Origin of the sequence: Robbsia andropogonis (genome assembly GCF_000970345.1) — a bacterium.
In the GTDB taxonomy this organism is placed as follows: domain Bacteria; phylum Pseudomonadota; class Gammaproteobacteria; order Burkholderiales; family Burkholderiaceae; genus Robbsia; species Robbsia andropogonis.
The window spans coordinates 1-19,716 of record NZ_LAQU01000042.1 but is presented as its reverse complement, the minus strand read 5'-3'; the positions used below and the strand labels follow the sequence as shown (position 1 = coordinate 19,716).

The window sequence follows — 19,716 nt, the reverse complement described above, 5'->3', positions numbered from 1 at the left end:
TCAAGTGATGGAGGCAACGGGCGCAATGCCAGTCGAAGAACGCGTCTCTGGTATCAAGCCCGCTTCGACGGCGATGCGCCACAGTCCCCGCTCCGTCGCACCGGACAGAATGGGTACGTCATGGCTGACGCCGGCAAACCGGATGGCAGTGGCATACCGCCGACATAGTGCCGCGTCGCCCACCAGGGCAATGCCGCAGTCGAAGGACGCGCGCATGCTTGCAATTTCCTCACCAATCAATAAACCGGACAGGTAATCGGCTTGTTGCGCCGCATCCAACTCGCCGGACAGTCCGAGCGTGCGACAGGAAAACACGTTTGCCAACACCCCTTTGCCATCTTCCGCCAACGCCGTATGCAGGCCACGTTCGAATGCGGCCGCATCGGCGGCAGCGCCCACCGTCATGGTACGCGCCAGAATCGTGTGTCGACTGAATGCGCTGAACGCTTCACCTGTCATGAACGTGTCGAAGTGCCGAATGCGATCGCCTTGCATTCGCGCCCATTTCGAGTGGCTGCCGGGCAGACATAAGAGGACGTCGGCGGCATCCGGGCCAACTTGCGGCAACCCCGACTCAGCGTCACCTTGCAGCGCGTGCCACTGCAGTAGCGCACCTAGAATTTGCGTCTCTTCGCCGCGCATCACGTTTGGCAATAGTCCGGCTTCACGCCATCCCGGGACCGCCCAGATCGTGCGGCCGTTGCCATGCCTGATAGGTGCCAGTTGTCGCGCCAGATCTGCCGCCGCGGACGGCACCGGCAGGTAAGGTACTTCCTGCCAGCCCTGCGCACTGCCCACCATGCCGCACGTAATCACCGGGATATCGGCAGCCAAGCCGGGCCAATCGCCGATGATCCGCTCGAACAGCGCCTCATATCCCGCCACGCCCTGCTTGCCGCTGACCTCGCCCACCTGCATCAAGCCCCACGGCTCCTGTCGCCATGCCAGCACCTGTCCGGCGCAATCAAGCACATAGGCTCGCAGCGACGACGTGCCCCAGTCCAGCGCCAGGAGTGCCGCCTGTGCGAGCGCGCGTTCCGAGCCGCCCGGCATCGATAAGGGTGCAGACCTGTCCACGGGTGCATTTGCCCGCGCCGCTGCATCGTCCAACATCATTCGTCCCCCCTTGCTGTTTCAATCTTGCCGCGGCGCCCGGCCGTTCGACGATGACGGCTATGCGATGGGATGTGTCTTATAACGCAATTGTACTCAGCCTGCAGATCAATTTACATATAATGAGATCACTTCCCATTATTTGGGATGTAATATGATAAACCATTCGATTTAGGACGCTAACCCCTCGTTTGGATCGCAATCCACGGTTAGGCTAGTCGGACATGTTTTTATGTCTAGGCAATAAGAACGATGTAGCGCCTGTTTCTCTTTCGCGACCGAACGCCTTTCGCGTCACGTCGATTTTCGCAGCGCGCCATTGCAGACGCCGCCCACCGGAGATCCTCACGATGCGTCATCGCTTATCCATGCAGTTTGCCGCTTTGTCACGCCGATGGCGTCCACGCCGCCTCATACGTCGGGCTGCGGTACTGTCCCAACAGCGGCGCGCGTCATTACGCTGGACGGCGCGTCGCGTATCCGGCATGACTGCTGCCGCCATCATCGCCGCATGCGGCGTGATGGCAAGCACGTATCACAGCAATAAAGGAGGGCAGGACAGACAGGATGTATTGAGCGCGCAAAAGACGGCGCCGATCTTCGCGGGCGCGTTACTGACGGGGGCGCCCTTCTCGCTCGAAGGACCTGATATGGTGGCACTGGCAACGCGCGCGACACGATTGCAAGCAGCCGCAACAGCCGGCGGACAACTGTCGCAATCGCTCATGGCAGGTTCGGCGGTGCCGGAAGCCGCGCGACGCCTTACGCGTTGCTGGAATCACGCCGCACGTCGCTACCACGTCAACCCATTGCTCCTGATCGCGATTGGTACGGTCGAGTCCCGGTTACACAACAACACGGTCAATATCAATGCCGATGGATCACGCGATTTGGGATTGATGCAAATCAACTCTATTCACTTGCCGCGACTGGAACAGCAAGGGATCACGTCGACTATGCTACTGGAGGACCCGTGCGTATCGATCATCACGGGCGCGGAAATCCTTGCCCAGAATGTAAAGCGCCATGGCAATACATGGAATGCCGTGGGCGCCTATAACGCTGGCAGTCGTGCGGATAGGCAGGCGCGGCGGACGCTGTATGCGAACAAGGTGCAACGCGCGTATGGCGCGTTACTTTCGAAGGTCGACCCCGATAACGGCCCAATACAAGGCGAGATCCCGATGCGCATCGACACGTCCATCAGCCTTCGCGCGGGTCCAGTGCATCCCGCAATCCGTCACCCAGCAGGTTGAAGCCCAACACGGCGAGAAAGATCGCAATGCCAGGGAAAATAGACATCCAGGGTGCCTGGCTGACGAAATCCTTTGCCGTATTCAGCATCGCCCCCCAAGACGGCGCCGGCGGCAATTGACCAAGGCCCAGGAAGGACAGACTTGCTTCCGCGATGATCGCGGTGGCAACCGTCAGGCTGGCCTGCACGATGATAGGCGGCAATACATTCGGCAGAATGTAGCGGATGATGATGCGACCGTGCCCGAGGCCGATGGCACGCGCGCCTTCCACGTATTCTTCCGCCTTGACGGTGATGGCCTGGCCACGGGTCAGTCGGACGAAACGCGGCATGGCCGATACGCCGATGGCTACCATGGCATTGGTGAGGCTAGGCCCGAGGAAGGCCGCGAGAGCAATCGCAAGGATGAGAAACGGAATCGACAGCAACGCATCGGCAATGCGCGAAATCACCCCATCAACGACCTTGCCGAAATATCCCGCCAACAGGCCCAGTGGCAGTCCGATCAGCACGGCAATCGCGACGGACACGACGCCCGCGGACAACGATGCACGGGTGCCCCAGATCATTCGGGTCAGTTCGTCGCGTCCCAATTCATCGGTGCCGAACCAATGCGCCGCGGATGGCGCCTGCCGTACGTCCATGAAGCTGGCCTGGACCGGATCGTAATGCGACAACCAGGGCGCGAGAAACGCAACCAGCACCATCAACACTACGATCACGCCACCTGCAACCGCTGCGCGGTTGCGTTTGAATTTGCGCCATGCACGATTTTGCGCGCGTGGCTGTGGAGACTGGCTCGCGTTCGGTCCATTGCCCTTGCCCTGTGAGGAAGGTGGGGGCAAGGATTGCAACGAAGGAGACGGGGACGAAGAAGTCTTGGTGGCGGCCATCATTGGCGCCTCAAACGAGGATTCAACAACATATACAACGCATCCGCGAACAAATTGACAACGATGAAGCTCAACGCGGTGACCAGCACCACGCCCTGCACCACCGCGTAGTCACGATTGAAAACCGCATCGACGATCAGCTTGCCGAAACCCGGAATCGTGAACACCTGCTCCGTCAGGACCGCGCCGGCTAGCAGCTCGCCAAATAAGAGTGCCAGCACCGTCACTATCGGGATCATCGCATTACGCAAGCCATGCTTGATGACAACCGTTGGCGCACGCAGGCCCTTGGCCCGTGCGGTACGGATATAGTCGGCACGCAACACACTCAACATCGCACTGCGTGTATGGCGCATCAGTTGTGCGCCCAGAGCGGCGCCCAGCACGAACGCCGGCATCAACATCGTCTTGATGCTGAGCCAGAAGTCTTGCCCGGGTGAAACGTATCCGGAAGAGGGTAACAACTGCCACTTCACGGAGACGATAAAAATCAGCAGGATGCCAAGCCAGAAGTTCGGAATCGACATCCCGGACAACGCGACGACATTGGCGACATGATCCAGGGCCGTGCCACGTCTTGCCGCAGACAACACCCCCAGTGGAATGCCGATCAACACGGCAATCAGCATTCCCATCACGGCGAGCTGAATCGTCACCGGCAGCTTCTGCGCGATCAGCGTGGTCACGGCTACCTCGGTGCGAAGCGAGTGGCCCAGATCGCCGTGCAGCACGCCCTTGACCCAGTAGAGATACTGCAGCGGCACCGAATCGTCCATATGGTATTGCGCGCGCAGCACGGCAATGACCTGCGGATTCTGGTCTTCACCCGCCATCGCCAACACCGGGTCACCGGGCAACATCTTCTGCAACCCAAAAATCAGCATCGACACCAGGATCAGCGTGGGAACCGCCACCATCACGCGATTTGCAAGTATGCGCAGCACGAGATGATTACCCCTTGATGCTGACGCCGCGCAAGCGGATCAAGCCATCAGGATAGGCGACAAAACCTTGCACTTTCTTCGATAACGCGAAAGGCCAGGGCTGGTAATACAGATAGGTCAGGGGATCTTCATCGGCCAGGATCTTTTGCGCTGCATCGTATAGTGGCTTGCGCGATGCCACATCCTGCTTGGTCCTTGCCTCGTTAAGCAGCTTGTCGACTTCGGCGTTGCAGTAGTGCCCATAGTTCAGGTTACCGTTGCAAGTCACGAATTGATGCAGGTTGCCGTCCGGGTCCGTCCGTCCCGACCAGCCAAGGTACATTACCTGAAAATCACCGTTATGGGCGGCATTGAGCGCGGCCGCGTAATCAGTCGGCCGAAGTTTCAAGTTGATGCCGGCCTCGGACACCATCGCCTGCAGCATCTGCGCCATTTGACTCGACACGGTGTTATTGCCGAATGTCAATTCCACGTCCACGTGCGTATAGCCGGCTTCCTTCAGCAACGCCTTCGCCTTCGTGACATCGCGCTTCGTCATAGGCAGCGCGGCGTTGAAGTACGGACTGCTTGGCGGTATCGCCTGGTTGGCAGGTGCAAAGATACCGCCACCTATGATCTTGTTGATCGCATCGCGATCAATCGCCAGTTCGAACGCCTGGCGCACACGCTTGTCTTTCAACGCCGCCGTAGCGCCCTTGCCATTGGCGATGTTGTAGGTGAGATTGTATTCACCCAAGCCGCTGACGTTGACCAACTGCAGGTTTGCCGCGCTCTTGACGGCGGCCACGTCGGATGGCGCCAGACGCTCCAGCATATCCAATGAGCCCGAACGCAGATTTGCCAGGCGTACCGTCGTATCCGGCATCGGTTGGAAGATGACTTTCTCGATCGGATAGGCGGCGGCATCCCAATAACCGGCCCATTTTTCCAGTACCACGCGGTCGTTCTGAACCCGCTCGACAAATTTGTATGGACCCGAACAGACAGGATGTGCAGCTACGCCGGCGGCATCGCCCAACGTCTTAGGGGCGAGCATCATGCCGGCGCGGTCGGTCAGCGTTGCCAGCAACGCGGCATCCGGTGCCTTCAGCTTGATAGCCACGGTATCGTCGGAGACGACATCCACGGAGTCCACGGAGGCCAGTTCACTGCGACGATTACTCGACGGCATCGTGCGATAACGGTCCAGGTTCGCCTTGACCGCGGCGGCATTGAATGGCTCACCATCCTGGAAGGTGGCGCCATGACGCAACTTGAAGGTCAATGTCTTGCCATCGGCACTCTGCGACCACGATGTCGCAAGCTTCGGCACGATCTTCAAGTCTGGCGTGATGTCCACCAAGGAACTGCACAGCGAGTTGAATACCATGCGCTCGACCACTTGCGTGCTCTTAGCCGGATCCAGCGTCCCGATATCATCCTGAATGCCGATACGCAGCGTCTGGCCTGACTGCGCGAACGCACCCTGGCTATACAGGACGGCCGCCGCCAGCACCATCCCGACCTTGACTTCGCATTTCACTTTTCTCATGTGCCGCTCATCCCGTGGTATGGGTTACCGAAATCTTCTGCTGCGCCGCGCGATATAACGCAAACCGACGCGACAATGTGGCCGATTGATGCGATGCCAGCGGCACACCGCCGCCAGCATCCTGGATTTCGCGCCAGAAGTGGCAAGCGACGTGATGTACGCCACGCTCGTCTCCTTGCGCACGTCGGCTGACGGGCCGCTCGTGTTTGCACACGTCCCGCACATGGGGACAACGCGTATGGAAACGGCAACCCGGCGGGGGTGCGGTCGGACTCGGTAGCTCACCGCCGAGCGTGCGGCGCGGACCATCTGCGCGCTGCGCCGGACTCGTAACCGGAATTGCCTGTAGCAGGGCCTGCGTGTATGGGTGCAACGGGGTGTCGAACAGTTGATCCACCGGCGCCAATTCAACTATCTCACCGAGATACATCACCGCAACGCGATCACTCATATGCCGGATCACGGCCAGATCATGGGCAACCACGACCAATGTCAATGACAGGTCGTGCTTCAATCGTTCAAGCAGATTGATGACCTGTGCCTGCACTGAAACATCGAGCGCGGAAACTGGCTCGTCGCCGACCACCAGCGTTGGCTCACCCGCCAATGCCCGTGCAATGCCGATACGTTGCCGCTGGCCGCCCGAGAATTCATGGGGAAACCGGTCCGCATAGGCCGGTTGCAAACCCACCGTGCGCAACAAGTCCGCCACCCGGTCCGTACAATCACGCCCTTTCGCCAAACCATGCAGCGCGATCGGCTCGCCGATCAACTGCCCGATCGTCATGCCGGGATTCAGCGAAGCGAAGGGGTCCTGGAAAATAATCTGCATTTCGCGACGTAAGCCGCGCAACGCCGCACCGTTCAAATGCGTGATGTCCTTGCCGCGATACAGCACACGACCATCCGTGACCTCGATCAGGCGCAACAACAAACGTCCGAGCGTGGACTTGCCGCAACCCGATTCGCCGACGATTGCAAACGTCTCGCCCTGCACGACCGAAAACGACACACCGTTCACGGCATGCACGGTAGGCGTGCGCGTGAACATGTGTCGCGCACCGCCAAAACGCTTGGTCAGTTCACGCGCTTCGAGGATAGTCGGCGCGGCGGAAAGCGGCGGTGTCGATGACGCATCGATCATTACACTGCCACGTTGGGTATCCTGCGCTTTCATTCGCTCGCTCCTGCATGAGGTCCGACCCGGGACACACTGATCGATGCCTCTCCCTCCTCCGGGAAAAACTGCTCGATCGGTGCGAACCAGCATGCCGCGCGATGAGGTGCGGCCGTCGCCTCGAGGGCATCCGCATACGACACGGGCGACGTATCGCCGGCCATTGCGACCGGCGCCAAGGGCGGCACGGCGTCGATACACCTTTCCGCGGCAAACGGGCAGCGCGGCGCGAAGCGGCATCCCCGCGGCATCGCATCTGGCGACGGCACCGCACCTTGAATGGTCGCCAGCTCACCGGAACGCTTGCCGATCGACGGGATCGCACCCATCAAACCAATCGTATAGGGATGCTGAGGATTCTCAAAAATTTGCTGAACACTGCCGTATTCGACAATTTTCCCGGCGTACATGACCGCGACGTCATCGGCAACTTCCGCGACCACGCCGAGGTCATGCGTGATCAATATCATGGCGGTACCCGTCTCTGCCTGCAGGCCACGCACCAATTGCAGCACTTGCGCCTGGATGGTGACGTCCAATGCCGTGGTTGGCTCATCCGCGATCAGAAGATGCGGCTCGTTCGCCAACGCCATCGCGATCATCACGCGTTGCCGCATCCCGCCGGACAACTCATGCGGGTAGGCATCCAGACGTTTTTCAGGCGCGGGAATCCGTACCTTTTCAAGCATCAGACGCGCTTGTTCACGCGCGGCCGCGCGGTCCAGGCCACGATGACGCCGAATCCCCTCCGCCAGTTGATGTCCCACCGTAAAAGCCGGATTCAACGAGGTCATTGGTTCCTGGAAAATCATCGCCAACTGATTGCCCCGCACATCCGACAAGGCACGCTCGTCGAGCTTGAACAGATCACGCCCTTCGAAAAAGGCCTCGCCGGAGACGATATTCGCTGGCGGCGACGGCAACAGCCCCATCATGGCCAACGACGTCACACTCTTGCCGCAGCCCGATTCGCCAACGATGCACAACGTCTTGCCGCGATGAATCGCGAAGCTGACGTCATCGACGAGATTTGGCATCTTCGGATCGCGCGAAAACTTCAGCGAAAAATGCCGTACCTCCAAAACGGGCGCCTGCGCCACCGCTGTGGTGAACGGTGCAGATTGCAGCGCGTCGTCCCTGACCAGTCCCGCGTCCCGCATCGTCAGAAGCCCACTGCGTGACCGTCGCGCCGCGAATCGCTGGCCGCAACGTAACCATGATCCCGGTCTTCGGACAGGCGCCAGATGAATTGACCGGCGCCAAAGTCCATGTACGGATCGTCAAACGACTTCAGTTGATGCCCCTTCGCCCGCAATCCCTCGACGATAGCCGCGGGGATGGTGCTTTCGAGATCCAGCGTGAAATCGCGGTTGACCTTCCAGCGCGGCGCATCGCATGCCGCCTGCGGATTTTGACCATAGGTCAGCATGCGGATCACCGTCTGCATATGACCCTGCGGCTGCATGTCGCCACCCATCACGCCAAAACTCATCCGCGGCACGCCTTGATGCGTCAGGAATCCTGGAATGATCGTATGGAATGGCCGCTTGTGGCCCCCGACGACGTTAGGCGAGATCGGGTCCATCGAGAAACCGGCACCACGATTCTGCAAGCTGATGCCCCATTCCGGATGCACGACGCCCGAGCCGAAGCCCATATAATTCGACTGGATAAAGGACACCATCATGCCGTTCTCGTCGGCAGCGGTCAGATACACGGTGCCGCCCGCGGGCGGGCGGCCGAACGTATGCGCGCTGGCCTTGTCCATATCGATCAACTTCGCTCGCGACGCCAGATAACCCGGATCGAGCATCTGTTCCGGTGTGACATCCATTGATCGTGGGTCCGACACATAGCGATAGATATCGGCAAAGGCCAGCTTCATCGCTTCAATCTGCAAATGCTGCGACGCCAGCGAATCCACCGGGTAAGCACCTACATCGTGATGCTTCAGGATGCCTAACGCGATCAAGGCGGCAATCCCCTGTCCATTCGGCGGAATCTCATGCAACGCATAGCCCGCATAGTCCTGGCTGATCGGTGTAACCCATTCCGCCTGGAAGGCGCGGAAGTCATCCATCGTGTGCGCCCCGCCGTGTTTGCGCAGGAAGGACACCAGCGACTCGGCAATTTCACCTTCGTAGTAGTCGCGCCCGTGGCTCTGCGCGATGCGTTCGAACGTCCGCGCCGCCGCTGGCATCGTGAAATGCTCACCGGTCTGCGGAGCGCGGCCGTGCGGCATGAACACATCGGAAAAACCTGGCTGGCTTTCCAATAAAGGCACCGCCGCCGCCCACTTCTTCGCGACCATCGGCGCGATCGTATGCCCGCGACGGGCGAGCGCGATCGCCGGCTCGAACAGATCGGCAAAAGGCAACTTACCGAAGCGCTCGTGCAACGTGGCCCACGCCTTCACCGCGCCTGGCACCGTCACCGCGTCGACACCTCGCTCGGGCTGCCTGGCAAGGCCCTTCCCGTCCACGCCGTACTTTGCCTTGAAATATTCTGGATTCCACGCAGCCGGTGAGATGCCGGATGCATTCAAACCATGCAGACCGGTATCGTCCGACACGATCGCAAACGCGTCGCTCCCGAGCCCGTTCGATACCGGCTCGACGATTGTCAGCACGGCCGCGGTGGCAATGATCGCATCGACGGCGGAACCGCCCTTGAACAACATGTGCAGCCCCGCCTGCGCCGCCAGTGGATGCGATGTGGACACCGCATTACGCGCGAAAATAGGCGTACGAGGCGTGGGATAGGGATTGTTCCAGTTGAATTGCATCGACTGCATGGGGTCACCTGTTCGACAAGACGGCTTAGTGCTTCATAGATCGACAAAGTAACGCAATTTTGGCGGCAAAAAAATTAATATTTTATTTTGAACACTTAAGATTATCTTATGTACTTGCTGCTTTCGACGATGACCTGATCCGCATGCCCTCGATCCAAATGTTGAAAACATTCTGTGCGGTTGCGCAGGCGGGCTCGTTCTCCGGCGCTGCGGACCGTGTCGCGCTGACGCAGGCTGCCGTGAGCCAACAGATGCGCGGCCTGGAAGAATCCCTGGCACGACCGCTGTTCGACCGCAGTGCTCGGCAGATCACCCTGACCCGGCAAGGCAGGGAGTTACTGCCGAAAATCGCGCGCATCCTGAAGGACATCGACGCGCTCTACGCCCCCTCCGAAGACACGCTGAGCGGCCCAGTGGCGATTGGCGCGGTGGTATCGGTCATCGGTGCGCTATCGGTTGCCGTGCATGCGCTGAAAACATCCCATCCGGAACTCGATGTACGACTGTTGTCGTTGCGTTCGGACGAGTTGGCGCAGATGGTCGAGCGTGGCGACCTCGACGTCGCTGCAGTGGTTGGACGACCCGATCATGCGCTCCCTCCTACGCTGGAATGGCGAAAACTCTACACCGAACCGATGGTGCTGGTAGCGCATCCGGATGTTTCAGAAGACAGCGGCGAAACCGTACTCGCTCGTCATCCGTTCATACGTTTTGATCGACGCGTGCGCACCGGCGTCCTGGTGGACCTGACCTTGCAGCGTTTGGGATGGAAGGTAAATGAATATCTCGAGTTAAACGCGATCGATACGATCGTGACATTGATTCGCCGTCGCGTGGGCGTCGCCATCCTGCCGTTGCTGCATAACGGCGGGTGGCTGCGCGACCCGCAATTGCGCATCATTCGCTTGCCGGAACGGGCTCCGGAGCGCGAAGTCGGTATGGTGCAGCGCACCGTCTTTACCCGTCGATCGCTGACGGAAGCATTGTTGGCCCAGTTGCATCAGTCGCCGTCCGTGTAAGGCATTTTGTGCGTCATGCCTCGACAAAACACTAAGCAAGGTGCGCCTCACCTGCCGAGCATCTGGAACCTGGCGGCATGGGGGCATTGCCTCACTCAGACGGGCAGGCCAACGGCCATGGCATTGGCATCGGCACGCACCGCCGCGCGCAATGCTGCGATAAAGCTGGCATCGATGCCACGCGTCGCGCGCGTATTATCGGCACGCGTCCAGACGCCGATCGGAGGCAAGGCCCAGGTCAGAGACCATGGAACGATCGCGACCCCCGCCGTGCGTACCAGTTCCTGCGCGATATCGGCCGGCACCAGCGCGACCGTTCGCTCGCCGTCGGCAATCGCATCGCCTATCAACTTGGACGCATAGGTCTCGATAATCGGTTCCGGCACCGGCGCCCCCGCAGCGGTGAACAACCGCGCCACTTCATCTCGCACTGGCGTACCGCTCGCACCCATCACCCACTCCAACTCCGACAACGCGTGCCAGTCAAGTGTCCGGCGACCCAGGCGCGCGGCAAGGCGCCGATTGGCGATCAGTCTTGGCTGCTGTTGATACAGCGGTAAGTAGCGAAGATCGTCTGTACCACCCGATGGTGCCGCACGCAACGGACGCGCGCGCGCGACAATCAGGTCCAGCGAGCGGTCCCGTAATCGCGCTATCAGTGCATCGCTATTACCTTCATCAACAGTCACCGTGATACGTCGATCCATTTCAGACAACATCCCGCGTACTGCCTGCGTCAGTAGTTGACTCGAAACGAATGGAATCACGCCCACGCGCAACTGCGCCGCGGCGCCCGCCGCCAAGGCACCGACGTCGAGCGCCATGCGGTCCAGGTCGTGCAGAATCGCCTGCGCCCGCTCAAGCACGATATCGCCCAATGCCGTCGGACGCATGCCCCGAGGCGACCGGGCAAACAAGGGCGCACCGAATAACGCCTCAATCTCCGCCAGCGCATTCGTCAGCGCTGGTTGCCCGGTGGCCATTTGCTCCGCGGCACGCGTGACCGAACCGTGCTCGCGAATCTGGAGCAGCAATAGCAGATGCCGCATGCGCAAGCGCGTGCTGAGTTTTCGGACCAATTCACGGGATTCGGACGTCGACATGACCCATCATGAAACGATGATGGCGTCATACTAATTCAAAATACCGCGTCAGCGCACCCTCCTTACACTGGCACCTCATTCAAGCCATTCACAGGGGACGCACGATGAACGACGCCGATCGCCAAGCCGCACTGGACTACCACGAACTGCCCATCCCGGGGAAGATCGCGATTTCGGCCAGCAAGCCGTTGGTGACGCAACGGGATCTCGCCCTCGCCTATACGCCCGGCGTGGCGGCCGCCTGCGAGGAAATCGTCACGGACCCGATGAATGCGCACCGCTACACCAGCCGTTCGAACCTGGTAGGCGTCGTCACGAACGGCACGGCGGTACTCGGTCTCGGCAATATCGGCGCGCTCGCGTCAAAACCGGTGATGGAAGGCAAGGCCGTGTTGTTCAAGAAGTTTGCCGGCATCGACGTCTTCGACATCGAGATCAATGAAAGCGATCCGGACAAACTGGTCGAGATCATAGCCGGCCTCGAACCCACGTTCGGTGGCATCAATCTGGAAGACATCAAAGCCCCGGAATGCTTCGTTGTCGAGCGCAAACTGCGCGCGCGTTGCGCCATCCCGGTCTTCCATGATGATCAGCACGGCACCGCTATCACGGTCAGCGCCGCGTTCCTGAACGGCCTCAAGGTGGTGGGCAAGTCCATCGACAAAGTAAAGGTTGTCACCTCGGGCGCCGGCGCCGCCGCGCTTGCCTGCCTCGAATTGATGGTGCAACTCGGCCTGCCCCGCGAAAATGTCTGGATAACCGATATCGAAGGTGTGGTCTACAAGGGCCGTGAAGTGCTGATGGACGAGGACAAGGACCGCTTCGCACAGGACACGCCGCACCGCAAGCTCGCCGATGTCATCGATGGCGCGGACGTATTCCTCGGTCTCTCGGCGGCGAACGTCCTGAAGCCGGAGCTGCTGAAGAAAATGACTGCGCAGCCGTTGATCCTCGCGCTGGCGAACCCGACGCCTGAAATCATGCCCGCGCTCGCGCTGGAAGCCCGGCCCGATGCCGTGATCGCCACAGGCCGCTCGGACTTCCCGAACCAGGTCAACAACGTACTGTGCTTCCCGTACATCTTCCGCGGCGCGCTGGACGTGGGCGCCACCACCATCACCACCGAAATGGAAATCGCCGCGGTTCATGCGATTGCCGCATTGGCGGAAGAGGAAGCCAATGAAGTCGTGGCGGCGGCTTATGGCGGCTTCGACCTGTCATTCGGGCCGCAATACTTTATTCCCAAGCCCTTCGATCCACGTTTGATCGTGCGGATCGCACCGGCGGTTGCAAAAGCGGCGATGGATTGCGGCGTGGCCACCCGCCCCATCCATGACCTCGAAGCCTACGCGGACCAATTGCAGCAATTCGTCTATCACTCCGGTGCATTCATGAAGCCGGTGTTCGCAGCGGCGAAGCAAATCGTCAAGCAAAGCGGCCGCGCCCGTATCGTCTTCACCGAAGGCGAAGACGAGCGTGTACTGCGTGCGGTACAGGTGTTGGTCGACGAAAAACTGGCGCAACCCATTCTGATTGGACGGCCCGAGGTACTGCTCGCACGGATCGAGAAATATGGCTTGCGGCTGAAGCTCGGGGTGGATGTCGAGGTGACGAATCCGGACTGGGACGAACGCTTCCACCAATACTGGGTCACGTATTGGGACGCGATGTGCCGCGACGGCATCACGAAAGAAATGGCCCGCGTGGAAATGCGGCGTCGCCTGACCTTGATCGGCGCGATGATGGTCAAGCTCGGCGATGCCGACGGCATGATCTGCGGCACCGTGGGCGCTTATCACGACCACCTGCGCTTCGTCGATCAAGTTATCGGCAAGAAAGCGGGTGCCAGCGTTTATGCGGCAATGAATATCCTGCTACTCGACCAACGCACGGTGGCACTCGTCGATACCCATATCAATGACAACCCGTCGGCCGCACAGATTGCCGAGTTCACGATCATGGCCGCAAACGAAATGGCACGCTTGAACCTGCTGCCGAAGGTCGCGCTGCTGTCACGCTCGAATTTCGGGTCCGCCAGTTCCGCCTCGGGTCCGAAGATGCGCGAAGCGTTGTCTCTGATCAACGCACAGCAACCTGACCTTGAAGTCGACGGCGAGATGCACGGCGACTTGGCATTGGATGAGTCGCTGCGTAACCGCATCCTGCCGAACTCGCGTCTGAAAGGATCGGCCAACCTGCTGGCCTGCCCGAACGTCGATGCGGGCAACATTGCCTACAATCTGCTGAAAACCACTGCTGGCAGTAACGTGGCAATTGGTCCGTTCCTGTTGGGCGTCAATGCACCGGTCAACATCCTGACCTCCAGCGCCACCGTGCGACGGATCGTCAATATGGCGGCGCTCACCGTCGTGCAGGCAAATCGGGACTAGGCACAAACCGTTCTGGCTACATCAAGGCAGCAAGTGCCTTTGCCCGCGCGACAAAGCGTTGCTTGTCGTCGCCGGCAAGACGGGTATCACGGGGCAGCGGCACCGTTAGCGGATTCATCGCAACCTGGTTCACGCGCACCTCGTAATGCAGGTGCGGCCCCGTCGACCAACCGGTCGTACCGACATAGCCGATCACATTGCCTCGCTTGACGGTCTGCCCGGCGCGCAACCCCTTATGAAAGCGGGACATGTGCGCGAAGCGTGTCGAATAAGGCGGCGCGTTCTGGATCTCCACGACCTTGCCATATCCGCTCTTCCAGCCAGCATAGACGACACGGCCATTCGCGGTCGCGCGAATTGGCGTGCCGTATGGCGCAGCGAGGTCAACCCCTTCATGGGCCTGCCAACGATGCGTGACCGGATCGAGACGCCGCAAGGAAAAGGGTGACGACACCCGCGTGAACGCCACCGGATACCGTGAAAAAGCCGGCTTGGCGCTGGTGCCATCCTTCGCGTAATAGAGCGGCTCACCGCCCAGCTTCTGATATAGGAAAACTTCTGCCCCATCCTTGCCGTCGCCGATCTTCACGGCAACCGGTAATGTCGTATCCGGCACAGGAACGGCCGGGCGCGCCGGGGCTGTCGCGCTGTCAGTGGCGTGGAACAAAAAGGTAATCGTGTCGCCCTTGCGCAAATCATGGCGGAAATCGATCGCACCGTTGAATGCATGTGCGACTTTCAACGCGGTGGCGGGGTCGAGACCCGCCTGCCGCGCGGAAGCATCGAAGCTACTCTCCACAATAGTCGAGCGAACCTCCAATCCCGCAGCAGCAGCAGCCGCGTGCATGGCATCAAGCACCGGCATCGTCGTCGTGCCGGTCACGGCGCGCCGAGAACCCTCTTTAGCGCCACTTGACGACGTAGGTTGTATGCCGCGCCGCTGCGCGACGGTCTCGTCGTCCAGACGCTGCATCGATATGACGGCGTCGTCGTCGGCCTGCTTGCGGGTGGACTGCGATGCAGCCACAAAATAGCTGGTACACAACGCCGCCAGCGCACACATCCCCGCTACACGCTTCAACCGACGAGACGGATCGGCAAACCGTTCGGGATTGGGCAGCGATACAACGGCTACGACGTTCGCCGCGACCTGACCATGGGGCGGCGGAGACGGCAGGGAATCAGAAGCGGATGTAGCGGAAGATAGCGTATCAGGTGGCAAAGCAGTCATTGCGTCAAATCGGCAATGCAACGATGCGCCTCGGATCACCCCAAAACCCACTCGTACAATATACGCGGGCTGTAAAATAGCCTTGCATGGCGCATGTCAGCGCACGCGGTGACAAAAGGGGACCGGACACCCGCACGCATCCAGGGCGTGGACGGTAACGATCCGAACAAGAGAGGCCAGGACGTTCGCGTCGGGACCATACCGACCGCGATAGCACCACCCCATCCTGCCGACGACGCATCGGTGCGAGATGGTAAAAACCCACGATGTCGCGGCCTTGGACCCGCCGAGTCGCAGCATTGCATGCGCCGACAGCCAGTGTCCTTGGACATCGATAAACATCACGGGAAGAAAACGGGTAATTCCCAGAAACATTCGGCGGGACAAGCCGAAGCGCAAGTATGCGACAAGCCTAGTGGCGTCGTAAAGGCATTTACCCATTCTTACCAGGTGAATTGTAAATTGGTGTGAATTCAGGAGATGCACCACGAATTGGAACCCGAAAACTGGAAGTTTTTGCTACGTCACATTCTCCGGATGGATACTGGTTATGCGAAGCGATTTAGAGTAACGTCGTTAAAAAGCTTCCAGAAGCGATATGCTTGCCAGCGCCAGAATGCCATATGACGTCACGATAATTGGGGGCGGCTATGCGGGAATTGCCGCGGCTTTGCAATTGGCCCGCGCACATTGCCGGGTGCTAGTGTTCGACGCGGGACGCCCACGCGACAGGTTTTCCACGACATCGCACGACTTTATCGGACTGGACGAGCGCCCGGCCGCGACGTTAGCCGCTGCGGCGAAAGCACGGCTGTTACGCTACCCGAACGTGGAATGGATTGGTGCCTCGGCCACCTATGCCTATGCCAAGGACGAGCTGTTCGTTGTCGTGGATACAAGCACGACCGAGTACCGCACGCGGCGCCTGATCCTCGCCTCGGGACGTGTCGACGCATTACCGAAACTTCCCGGGCTTGCCGAGCGCTGGGGCAAGACGGTGAGCTTGAGCCCTTACTACACCGCCTACGCGCTGGACAAGACGCCGCTTGGCGTGCTGGCGTTCGGCCCCGACGCGGTCGAACAAGCACTATTACTCGCGGACTGGGGGCCCGTGACGTTGTTCACGAACGACGCTTTCATCCTGCCTCCCGAACAAAACCATGCACTGACCGCGCGCGGAGTCTTGATCGAACAGGAACGCGTGACCGGGCTAGCAGGCAGCGGCGCATCGGTGCAATTGGCGGACAAACGTACTGTCCCGCTGACGATGTTGTTCATGGTGCCTCCGTCGCGCCTCGGCAGTCCGATTGCACGGCAACTAGGCTGCGATATTTGCCAGAGCCGCACAGGCGAATACGTGCTCACCGATGCGTCGCAGCAAACGTCGATACGCGGCGTCTTTGCCTGCGGGGATATTGCGCGCGTCTCGTACGCCGTCTCGCTGGCGGTGGGCGATGGCACCGCAGCCGGCATCGCCGTGCATCGGTCGCTGACGCTACCCGATGCCGTTTGATCGACGAGGCCATCTCCCACTGACGCAATTCGGCTATACTGTACATCCATACAGAAGTCGCACGCCGATCCCTGGCTGATTGGCCGAGGTTGGCAATAGCATTCCGGCATTGCATGATGGCTCCGCACGCTTTTTAATGCGACGTGGCAAGGCGGCGATGGCTGTCGTAATATAGGATACCGGTTCGGGTAGATCTGTCGTAGACCAGCATCTGGCAAAACGGGGGGTTTGCGGATCCGGTGCGGTGAAAACGGGTGGCGTCATCTGTCTTGACCCCGTCATCCGCAGGCGCGCGTACCGGCGTGGAATCGAAAGCGTCACATTTCTTCCGGACAATGTTGATTCCGTGGCGCGAACCGCGTCACGTCATCGTTACGGTACGCGCCAACATTGCGCGGCAATGCATCGCGTCTTCTGTCAGTCATATAGGAATAGAGTCATGTCTACCAAGAATGGCGCAGTTGGCGCGATGTCGCTTCTTTCAGAGTATCTCGCCGATCCGACGCTGCCCTGCCGGCAGGTCCGGCTGCAAGCCTCGCCGGATGGCAAGACGGTGCTGATGGTCGACATCGATCAGCGCAAGGCGGGAACGCTGCGGACGGTATGTTATGAAATTACCCCTGCGGAATTAATCGCGGCAATTCGTGCCCATGGCGCGGAGTTGTCACAGAGCAGCGACGAAGCGGTTGCGGCCGTGGAAGCCATGCAGCGCGCCACGCAACTCGGTGCCAACGGCGGCATGGCGGCAGTGGGCGCGGCACCTGCCGCGTCCGCCATGCCGCCATCGGCCGGCGCACAGGCACCGTTCAGCGCCGCCGTTACGTCGACACTGGGCCCGACGGCCACTGCCCCCGCCACGATGCCGGACACTGGCACGTCATTCGCGGACGCATCGGCCATCAGCGCCTGACAATGTCCGGTACGGCCCATTTTTTCGACCTGGGGGACGTGCCCCTGCAGTCGGGGCGTGTGTTCCCGTCTATGCGCCTCGCCTATCGGACCTACGGGTCGCTGAATGAGGATAAATCCAACGTTATTCTGTACCCCACGTCATTCGCCGCCCAAGACCACGAGATAGATTGGCTCGTTGGCGACGGCGAAGGGTTGGATACGTCACGCTGGTTTGTTGTCATTCCAAATTTGTTCGGTAACGGCCTGTCCTCGTCACCGTCCAATGCCGGCCTGCCATTGCATGACTACCCTTTGGTGACCTGCCATGACGCTGTCGATGCCCAGCACGCGTTACTGCGACAACTGGGCATTTCGCGGCTGGCAATGGTCTATGGTTGGTCAATGGGCGCGATGCAGGCATATCACTGGGCGTCACGCTACCCGGACATGGTCGAAAGGATCATGGTCGTCTGTGGCGCCGCACGTTGCTCCCCGTACAACCAGATGTTCCTGGAGGGCGTGCGCGCTGCGCTGACCGCCGATGCAGCCTTTCAGGACGGCCACTTCGCAACGACGCCCATACGGGGTATTAAGGCCATGGGACGGGTTTATGCAGGTTGGGTCACGTCCCACGCGTTCTTTCGCGATGCCCTCTGGCGCGAAGCCGGGTTCGATTCCCTCGAATCCTATCTTCAGGGCGCTTGGGACACATACTACAGCCGTCGCGATGCCAACGACTTGCTTGCGCAACTTTCAACCTGGCATGCAGGCAACATCGCTGACACCCCCCGTGATCAAGGAAACCTCGCCGCCGCGATGGCGGCAATTACCGCGCACGTTTTGCTATTACCGGGAGAAACGGATCGTTACTTCCAGGTCAGCGACAATCAAGCAGAACTGCCACTGCTGATCAATGCCCGCAGTGCCGCGCTACGCGTCATACCATCGCCGCATGGACACCGCGCCGGTAACCCGCAACGTATTCCAGACGATCGCGCATGGTTGACATCGACAATACGGGAATTTCTGGGTGGCGTCAGATGAACGGCCGCACGGGGATAACCGAGCCCATTTCAAGGCACACGGACGCATTCGTCGTGGCGCCTGCCGCGTCGGCACGGCAATCGCGAGCCAGTATCACCGCCAGCCTCGACATATTCGATGTCCTGCCCGATGCATACGTGATTCTAGATAACCATTATCGGGTGGTTCGCGTCAATGACCAGTATCTGGCTACTGTCCAAGAATCGCGCGACACGCTGATCGGTCATTCGATCTTCGACGTCAATCAATGGGGCCCGCACGCACAACGAAAGGCGCGCGCCGAATGGTTGATGGCGACCTTCAACAAACTCCATCGCACAAGACGTCCGGTCAGCGCACAGTACTTCCGGTACGATTCCACGGCCCAGACGACCCGCTTTCCGGTTGTCGATCCGACTCTGGAAAACGCAAACAACGCCACGCCATATGCATCGAACGAAGAAAGCGCGCTGGTGCCGCGCTATTGGACAATCCAGGCCACGTTGATACCCGCGCTCGAGCACACACGGGAAGGCAAGGTCTCGCCTCCGGATACCGATCAGTCCTTCGGAACGGATAGGGAACCGCACTGGATCGCGCTTCGTGTCTGGGACGTCACGGAAGAAATGGCGCGAACCGAGCGCAGCCAACGTGAGCGCGCGCAGCTACGTTCGCTGGCACAACTGCGGCAACAGCTGGTCGCCGATGCAAATGCAAAGCTTGCCGATGAAAAACATCGGCTCGAACAGGCGATGTCGTTTGCGGAACTAGGCGCCTGGGAATGGCAGCCGGATAGCGGCGCGATCATCTGCACCGCGCAATGTAAAATCAATCTCGGA

Annotated in this window: 15 protein-coding genes and 1 pseudogene; 7 read left to right on the top strand and 9 right to left on the bottom strand. The window is 60.1% G+C overall.

Annotated elements, in window-relative coordinates; translation table 11 throughout:
• Positions 1-1,116, bottom strand: coding sequence for a 2-dehydro-3-deoxygalactonokinase (locus WM40_RS23120; protein WP_236693653.1), 1,116 nt, complete (start codon positions 1,114-1,116; stop codon positions 1-3).
• Between the two features lie 347 nt (positions 1,117-1,463).
• Here WM40_RS23120 and WM40_RS30945 point away from each other — a divergent pair, with 347 nt between their 5' ends.
• On the top strand, positions 1,464-2,369 hold the full coding sequence (locus WM40_RS30945) for a lytic transglycosylase domain-containing protein (RefSeq protein ID WP_201779169.1): 906 nt from the start codon (positions 1,464-1,466) through the stop codon (positions 2,367-2,369).
• On the opposite strand, the gene WM40_RS23110 is transcribed toward WM40_RS30945, so the two are convergent.
• From WM40_RS23110 to WM40_RS23085, 6 genes are read right to left on the bottom strand one after another with little or no spacing between them, the layout of a single operon-like run.
• The gene (locus WM40_RS23110) at positions 2,317-3,261 is read right to left on the bottom strand and encodes an ABC transporter permease (RefSeq protein ID WP_036012673.1); all 945 of its coding nucleotides are present in this window, start codon (positions 3,259-3,261) and stop codon (positions 2,317-2,319) included. The genes WM40_RS30945 and WM40_RS23110 overlap by 53 nt on opposite strands.
• Positions 3,261-4,205, bottom strand: a complete 945-nt coding sequence (locus tag WM40_RS23105; protein ID WP_024905345.1) for an ABC transporter permease — start codon at positions 4,203-4,205, stop codon at positions 3,261-3,263. Before WM40_RS23105 ends, WM40_RS23110 begins: the two co-directional genes overlap by 1 nt.
• Before the next feature lie 7 nt (positions 4,206-4,212).
• Entirely contained in the window at positions 4,213-5,736 is a 1,524-nt protein-coding gene (locus WM40_RS23100) for an ABC transporter substrate-binding protein (protein ID WP_036012670.1), read from the bottom strand.
• A gap of 7 nt (positions 5,737-5,743) precedes the next feature.
• Positions 5,744-6,880, bottom strand: coding sequence for an ABC transporter ATP-binding protein (locus tag WM40_RS23095; protein WP_046154119.1), 1,137 nt, complete (start codon positions 6,878-6,880; stop codon positions 5,744-5,746).
• A gap of 29 nt (positions 6,881-6,909) precedes the next feature.
• Positions 6,910-8,073 (bottom strand): ABC transporter ATP-binding protein, encoded by a 1,164-nt coding sequence (locus tag WM40_RS23090; RefSeq protein ID WP_082103138.1) that lies wholly within the window; start codon positions 8,071-8,073, stop codon positions 6,910-6,912.
• A 2-nt stretch (positions 8,074-8,075) separates the two neighbouring features.
• A complete protein-coding gene (locus WM40_RS23085; RefSeq protein WP_046154112.1) occupies positions 8,076-9,707 on the bottom strand; it encodes a gamma-glutamyltransferase family protein in 1,632 nt (543 codons plus the stop codon).
• A 143-nt stretch (positions 9,708-9,850) separates the two neighbouring features.
• On the opposite strand from WM40_RS23085, the gene WM40_RS23080 reads away from it, so the two are divergent.
• On the top strand, positions 9,851-10,726 hold the full coding sequence (locus WM40_RS23080; RefSeq protein WP_024905340.1) for a LysR family transcriptional regulator: 876 nt from the start codon (positions 9,851-9,853) through the stop codon (positions 10,724-10,726).
• Positions 10,727-10,821: 95 nt separating this feature from the next.
• Here WM40_RS23080 and WM40_RS23075 read toward each other — a convergent pair whose 3' ends face one another.
• Complete coding sequence (locus tag WM40_RS23075) at positions 10,822-11,829, bottom strand: LysR family transcriptional regulator (RefSeq protein WP_024905339.1); 1,008 nt, start codon at positions 11,827-11,829, stop codon at positions 10,822-10,824.
• 104 nt (positions 11,830-11,933) lie between these two features.
• Between WM40_RS23075 and WM40_RS23070 the strand changes: the two genes are divergently transcribed.
• A complete protein-coding gene (locus WM40_RS23070) occupies positions 11,934-14,219 on the top strand; it encodes an NADP-dependent malic enzyme (protein WP_024905338.1) in 2,286 nt (761 codons plus the stop codon).
• Between the two features lie 16 nt (positions 14,220-14,235).
• On the opposite strand, the gene WM40_RS23065 is transcribed toward WM40_RS23070, so the two are convergent.
• Positions 14,236-15,450, bottom strand: coding sequence for a peptidoglycan DD-metalloendopeptidase family protein (locus WM40_RS23065; protein ID WP_024905337.1), 1,215 nt, complete (start codon positions 15,448-15,450; stop codon positions 14,236-14,238).
• 598 nt (positions 15,451-16,048) lie between these two features.
• Here WM40_RS23065 and WM40_RS23055 point away from each other — a divergent pair.
• The 4 genes and pseudogenes from WM40_RS23055 to WM40_RS23040 form a co-directional block, all read left to right on the top strand.
• Positions 16,049-16,963 carry an FAD-dependent oxidoreductase gene (locus WM40_RS23055; protein ID WP_201779168.1) on the top strand — a complete coding sequence of 305 codons (915 nt, stop codon included), beginning with the start codon at positions 16,049-16,051 and terminating at the stop codon, positions 16,961-16,963.
• 439 nt (positions 16,964-17,402) lie between these two features.
• A pseudogene (locus WM40_RS23050) lies at positions 17,403-17,627 on the top strand (hypothetical protein); the annotation flags it as partial.
• Positions 17,628-17,875: 248 nt separating this feature from the next.
• Positions 17,876-18,898, top strand: a complete 1,023-nt coding sequence (locus WM40_RS23045; protein ID WP_046154110.1) for an alpha/beta fold hydrolase — start codon at positions 17,876-17,878, stop codon at positions 18,896-18,898.
• Positions 18,895-19,716: PAS domain-containing protein (locus tag WM40_RS23040; protein ID WP_269083107.1), on the top strand; the 822-nt coding region annotated here is incomplete at its 3' end. The genes WM40_RS23045 and WM40_RS23040, both read left to right, overlap by 4 nt.